This window comes from Acinetobacter terrae (genome assembly GCF_002135195.1).
GTDB lineage: Bacteria > Pseudomonadota > Gammaproteobacteria > Pseudomonadales > Moraxellaceae > Acinetobacter > Acinetobacter terrae.
In genome coordinates, this window is record NZ_NEGF01000002.1 from 386,494 (window position 1) to 392,705 (window position 6,212).

A 6,212-nucleotide genomic window follows, 5' to 3' on the forward strand; every position below is an offset into this window, starting at 1 on the left:
ATAGAATTAGAGGCAGAATTAGGGCTGCATGAGAAAAATCATTCACATCGATATGGATGCCTTTTTTGCATCCGTGGAACTCAAAGACCGACCTGACCTAAAGCATTTACCTGTGGTGGTTTCCTCGCATCATCCACGTGCTGTGATTTGTGCTGCCTCTTATCCTGCACGCGAGTTTGGTTTGCGCTCAGCCATGTCGATGTCACAAGCTAAAAAACGCTGTCCACAAGTGGTGGTGATTGAACCCAATTTTGAAAAATATCGTGCTATCTCTGTCAAAATTCATCATATTTTTCAGCGTTATACACCGCTCATTGAACCGTTGTCTTTAGATGAAGCCTATTTAGATGTCACAGAAAATTTACAGAACGTTCCCAGTGCAACCGAAGTGGCCATGCGAATCCGGGAAGATATTTTCCAAGCCACAGGCTTAACCGCATCAGCGGGTGTCGCTCCAAATAAATTTTTAGCGAAAATTGCTTCGGACTGGCATAAACCCAATGGCATCTGTGTAATTAAACCCTCACAAGTGCAGAACTTTATTCAGGATTTGCCTTTAAAGAAAATTCCCGGTGTGGGTAAAGTCACCCAAGAAAAACTCAAAATTTTGCAATTGGAAACTTTGGGCGATTTACAGCAAATTGACGAAGCGGTGCTGATTCAGCATTTTGGAAAATACGGCAAGCAGCTGTTTCTCTATGCCCAAGGGATTGATGAGCGACCGGTGCAAGCTGAACGTGAACGCCAGCAGATTTCCAAGGAAACCACCTTTGATGATGACCTCACCTTAACCCAATGTCAGAATTATTGGTCCAAACTGATGGATCAAGTCTGGCAAATTTTAGAGAAAAAACAACTTTGTGCACGCGGCGTTTCGGCCAAACTGAAACTGAAAAATTTCCAGGTTTTACAGCATAGTAAGAGCTTTAAACAGCCCCTAGAAAATCAGAAGCAACTGGAAGATGTACTGCAGCAATTGTTGATTGAAATGCAGATTCCTGAACATGTTCAATTTCGCTTAATCGGGGTTGGGGTTCACCAACTTTCTGACCAGCTGGATCAGCCGCAGCTTTCGTTGTGGTAAGCATTTGAATGTTTTTCAATCAAAAGAATAAAATTAGACCAATTGATGATACACAACTGCTATTTTTGCGGTACTCTATTGGCGCGATACATTTATCCATGTAGCCGCTGAGATGCTAAAAATCACCTTTACTTTTAGCATGCTGTCCTGTGATTGGCGTGACGATCAAATCCGAATATTACAGGGCAACTCTGTTGTAAACCATGGAACTCCCTCTTGCATATCTTCTGCGAATATTTCTGTAAATCTCCAAGAACCTCTACTCTAAGAACAACACGCGCTTAAAACCGCACTCAGTAGTTTCATTGATGCTGTTGTCGATTGGTACGATTTCTACTTTGGCATTGTTGCCACACTCATTTTAAAAAACCAATTTTTCCCAAGTATGGCTGACAATGTGTGGCAATTTACTGATTATAATTGTCGCAGCAATAATACCCAAAACACAGGATTAAAATTTGATGAATGTTCAGCGTCTACATGTAGAAAAGCGTTATTGCGAAGTGGCGATTTCAGGTAATCTGGTGCATTTAGCCGGTCAATTGGCCAATGACACATCACTGGATATTAAAGCGCAAACGCAAGAAACCTTAGATAATATTGACCGCTTATTGGCAGATGCGGGAACAGATAAAAGCAATATCTTGTCGGTGATGATTTTCTTAAAAGATATACAACAAGACTATGCTGCAATGAACGAAGTTTGGGATGCCTGGGTGGCTGAAGGTCAAGTGCCTGCACGAACCTGTGTTGAATCTAAACTCTATGCACCGGACGTTTTGGTGGAAATGATGGTTACTGCTGTCCGTACAGAAAATTAAAGCGATAGATATAAATAAGCATGAACGCATATGAATTCATGCTTGTTGTTATTACCCCACGATTCGGATTTTCTTTCGTTCCAGCTCAGGATAAAAACTATACTTCTTTGGTGTATCTGCAACTTGTATATCTAACTGATTGTGAGGAGATTTTTCAAGAAGGAAATCTTGTCTTAACTCATAATACTCAGGCACATCCTCATAGCGAATGACACGATATCCCGCCATAGCTAAAAGTGCATCTTGATATTGCGCATTCTGTGGACGTCTTAATGCCATGGGATCATCAAGTGCAATAATGGCTGTGACTTGATGATGTTCATCAAGCACAACAAAGTCTGCCACCATATTGCGATATTTATGGCGGGTACGAGAGTATTTGGTCGTCAATAGCGCATCAAATGAAACATGGGCCAATATAGTGCTCTGTGGCAATATTCCCTTGAGTCGCGTATAGGTTAATTGTTCGTTAATATTAAAGATAGCCCTTTGCTTTAAAGCGCTATCTTGCTGTTTGCTACTGCTTTCCAGACTTTTCCAAGCCATACACAGTACGCAAAATAGGAGTAAACTCCCGACCAAAATATAAACCATCATCCTCTTAGTCCTTTAAATTTTTATAATCTTTTTCGGTGTCACACCGATTGTTATCAAATTCAGTATACAACTCTTATTTTTATTAAATTTTTTAAGTAAACAAACTGCATTTAAATGACGACGAAATCATCTTAAAAGCTGACAAAAAGTTGCACTGATTTTATGCTCATGATTGATGCCTAAATTAAATCCGTTATTAGACACTATAAATAGGGTATATCAAGCCTAAGCCCTGATGCAATAAGACGATGGGATATTGTCGGACAATTCCGACGAAATGTTTCTGCATGATTTATTTCAGTTATTCATAAAAAAGGATGCCGTAGCATCCTTTTTTATTTTTAAGGCTAAGCTCTCGATTTCGGCTTAGATTTACCTTTTGGTTTAGGACCACCAAACGGTTTTTTAGCATCACCTGTTTCACGGGGTGGTAAACCGGTATGCTGAGTCAAGATCTGACCTTTTTCAGGACGTTTTTTGGTATTCGACGGGCGTGACGGGTTCGCTGCGGAATTATTACGAACAGCATTGTCACCGCTGCGTTTTTGCGAATCACCGGCAACAGTCGAGTTTTTCTTACGTGCTGATTGATACTGACCTTCGGTGCCTGCAGGCTGATAGGTCGGAATCAAATGCTGTTTCGAGTTACCAATCAGGTCTGAACGGCCCATTTCTTTCAATGCTTCACGCAGTAATGGCCAGTTATTCGAATCATGGTAACGCAGGAAGGCTTTATGCAAGCGACGACGCTTGTCCCCTTTCACAATGTCGACATTTTCAGTATAACGTGCCACTTTCGCCAACGGGTTTTTACCAGTGTGGTACATGGTGGTTGCTGTTGCCATTGGTGAAGGATAAAAATTCTGTACCTGATCAGCACGGAAACCATTTTTCTTCAACCAAATCGCTAAGTTCATCATGTCATAATCGGTAGTACCCGGATGCGCCGCGATGAAGTAAGGAATAAGGTACTGCTCTTTCCCTGCTTCCTTACTAAAACGGTCAAACATCTGTTTGAAACGGTCATAGGTACCAATACCCGGTTTCATCATCTTCGACAATGGACCTTTTTCGGTATGTTCCGGTGCAATTTTCAGATAACCACCGACATGATGCTGAACCAGTTCTTTCACATATTCAGGGTTCAATACAGCCAGGTCATAACGCAAACCTGAACTAATCAGAATCTTTTTAATGCCTTTTAGTTCACGTGCCTTACGATATAACTGTGTCAACGGTGCATGATCAGTATGCAAGTTTTGACAAACACCTGGGAATACACACGATGGTTTACGACAGTTTTTCTCAATTTCAGGATCTTTACACTGCAAACGATACATGTTCGCAGTCGGCCCACCTAGGTCAGAGATAATTCCGGTAAAGCCAGGCGCTGTATCACGAATTTTTTCCACTTCACGCAGAATCGATTCTTCAGAACGGTTTTGAATAATACGACCTTCATGTTCAGTAATCGAACAGAAAGTACACCCGCCAAAACAGCCACGCATGATGTTCACGGAGAACTTGATCATGTCAAATGCGGGGAAACGTGCCTCACCATAAACTGGATGTGGCAAACGTGCATAAGGCAAGTCAAACACATAATCCATTTCTTCTGTCGTTAACGGAATTGGTGGTGCATTTAACCAGACATCACGTTCACCATGTTTTTGTACCATGGCACGAGCATTTCCGGGATTGGTTTCCAAATGCAAAATACGGTTGGCATGTGCATATAAAACAGGATCTTCAGCCACTTCTTCAAATGCAGGTAAACGAATGACAGCCAGTTCACGTGGTGGCAATTTATGTTTGATGGCTTTTGATGGCGCAGGCTGAAGCTGAACAATTTGCGTATCGGCATCCAGATTATCGCCTTCGCGGATAATTGGATTAGCAACAGGTTCTTTTTGGAAATTTTGATATTGAGTTAAAGAATTACCTTTATCTTTTTCTATTTCACAACCATCTAAATCTTCAGTCATCACATACGGATTGATGATTGGATCAACACGTCCAATGCTATCGACATCATTCGATGCAATTTCAACAAACTTGGCTTTAGATGCACGGTTATGTTTATTAACAATAAATGCTGTACCACGAACATCGGTAATTTCGTGGATTTTTTCACCTTTAGCCAAACGGTGCATTACTTCAGTAATAGAGCGTTCGCCATTACCGTACATCAATAAATCCGCTTTTGAATCCATCAACACCGAGCGACGGACTTTGTCTGACCAATAGTCATAATGTGCAATACGACGCAATGATGCTTCAATACCACCCAAAAGTACGGGCACATCAGGGAATGCTTCACGGCAGCGCTGACAATACACAGTTGCTGCACGGTCTGGGCGTTTGTTCGGCTGATTATCTGGTGAATAAGCATCATCGGAACGGATTTTACGGTCAGCCGTATAACGGTTGATCATGGAATCCATATTGCCGGCGGTCACGCCCCAAGCAATGGTCGGTTTACCCAATACGCGGAATGCTTCAGGATCGGTCCAATCTGGCTGAGCAATGATTCCCACACGGAAGCCTTGCGCTTCAAGGGTACGTCCAATAATGCCTGAACAGAAAGATGGGTGGTCGATATAAGCATCGCCACAAACTAAAATAAAGTCACAGGCATCCCAGCCGAGTAGATCCATTTCCTCGCGTGACATCGGCAAAAATGGTGCGGGTTCAAAACAAGACGCCCAATATTTGTCGTAATCAAACAACGCGGTCGGCGCTGTCTGTGCGGTATAAGCTGTAGACATGGCTAGCAAATTCTCGGCTGGCAGATGGAAGATCTTAAAATTAGATCAAAGATGAAAGCCGATCATTTTACCATGAATTCCGCCCACTTTCTTGATTAAAAAACATACTAAAACAGTGATTTAAATCTTTAATTATTTGTTGTTTATAAAGATGGAGTCGGATAGCAAAAAATAAACCTAACATCAAGCACACAGCTAATAAACAAGGTTAAGCCATTCCAACCCTAGTTTTCCCATACTAAACCGCTACTACTGCCCAAAATACTGGATCCCATATAGTAACTAAATAGATAAAGTGAAGAACCCACTACACGATACTGTAAGGATTGTACGGATACCTAGCTACTTGAGGTTGAATGTGCAGCAAAAAATGAAAAAGTAAATAATACCAGTCCCAATAAAACCTACCCAATCGCAGAAATCAGCATCAACCATAAACCTATGGGCATGATCATCAACATTGCAGCAAGTACTTTTTCTCATCCAAACTTAGCTCCCCAATGAGCGGCATGAGGTGAACTGTATATATCGGAAATATGAGCTTACAACAAACATGTATTTAACGAGGGCGAAGCCACAGTAACGTTTACAGGATTTTTTCTGGGTATGAATGCGCTGATGAGGAGGGGGTTTTGAGCCTTTTTTAGCAACTTTTACATTATTTTTCTCTTTATTCCGCGCATAAAAAAACACCCTGACCGATTAGATCAGGGTGTTTTCAGGAATAATGAGCTGGCGATGACTTACTCTCACATGGGTAACCCCACACTACCATCAGCGCAAAGAGGTTTCACTTCTGAGTTCGGGAAGGGATCAGGTGGTTCACTCTTGCTATTGTCGCCAGCACAACTGTTTATGATTACTCGCTATGGTCTTATTTACACTGGGTGTATGCCTAGCTTTGGTCAAAAGAGTTATTAACAGATATATTTGAGTTAAAGT

At 41.6% G+C, this 6,212-nt stretch carries 4 protein-coding genes, 1 rRNA gene and 2 pseudogenes; 3 read left to right on the forward strand and 4 right to left on the reverse strand.

Annotation, left to right across the window (positions count from 1 at the left end; translation table 11 throughout):
- Positions 1-28: 28 nt before the first annotated feature.
- The 3 genes and pseudogenes from dinB to B9T23_RS04190 all read left to right on the forward strand — a co-directional run bounded on the left by dinB (position 29) and on the right by B9T23_RS04190 (position 1,905).
- A complete protein-coding gene (dinB, locus tag B9T23_RS04185; RefSeq protein ID WP_086193111.1) occupies positions 29-1,084 on the forward strand; it encodes a DNA polymerase IV in 1,056 nt (351 codons plus the stop codon).
- A 268-nt stretch (positions 1,085-1,352) separates the two neighbouring features.
- Positions 1,353-1,484, forward strand: a pseudogene (locus B9T23_RS16915) (shikimate transporter); the annotation flags it as partial.
- Between the two features lie 61 nt (positions 1,485-1,545).
- Complete coding sequence (locus B9T23_RS04190) at positions 1,546-1,905, forward strand: RidA family protein (protein ID WP_086193112.1); 360 nt, start codon at positions 1,546-1,548, stop codon at positions 1,903-1,905.
- 51 nt (positions 1,906-1,956) lie between these two features.
- On the opposite strand, the gene B9T23_RS04195 is transcribed toward B9T23_RS04190, so the two are convergent.
- From B9T23_RS04195 to rrf, 4 genes and pseudogenes are all read right to left on the reverse strand, one after another.
- On the reverse strand, positions 1,957-2,502 hold the full coding sequence (locus tag B9T23_RS04195) for a DUF2726 domain-containing protein (RefSeq protein WP_086193113.1): 546 nt from the start codon (positions 2,500-2,502) through the stop codon (positions 1,957-1,959).
- Positions 2,503-2,849: 347 nt separating this feature from the next.
- Complete coding sequence (locus B9T23_RS04200) at positions 2,850-5,270, reverse strand: YgiQ family radical SAM protein (RefSeq protein WP_086193114.1); 2,421 nt, start codon at positions 5,268-5,270, stop codon at positions 2,850-2,852.
- Positions 5,271-5,337: 67 nt separating this feature from the next.
- Positions 5,338-5,809: pseudogene (locus tag B9T23_RS16920) on the reverse strand (hypothetical protein); the annotation flags it as partial.
- A gap of 191 nt (positions 5,810-6,000) precedes the next feature.
- A 5S ribosomal RNA gene (rrf, locus tag B9T23_RS04210) occupies positions 6,001-6,115 on the reverse strand.
- Positions 6,116-6,212: the final 97 nt, after the last annotated feature.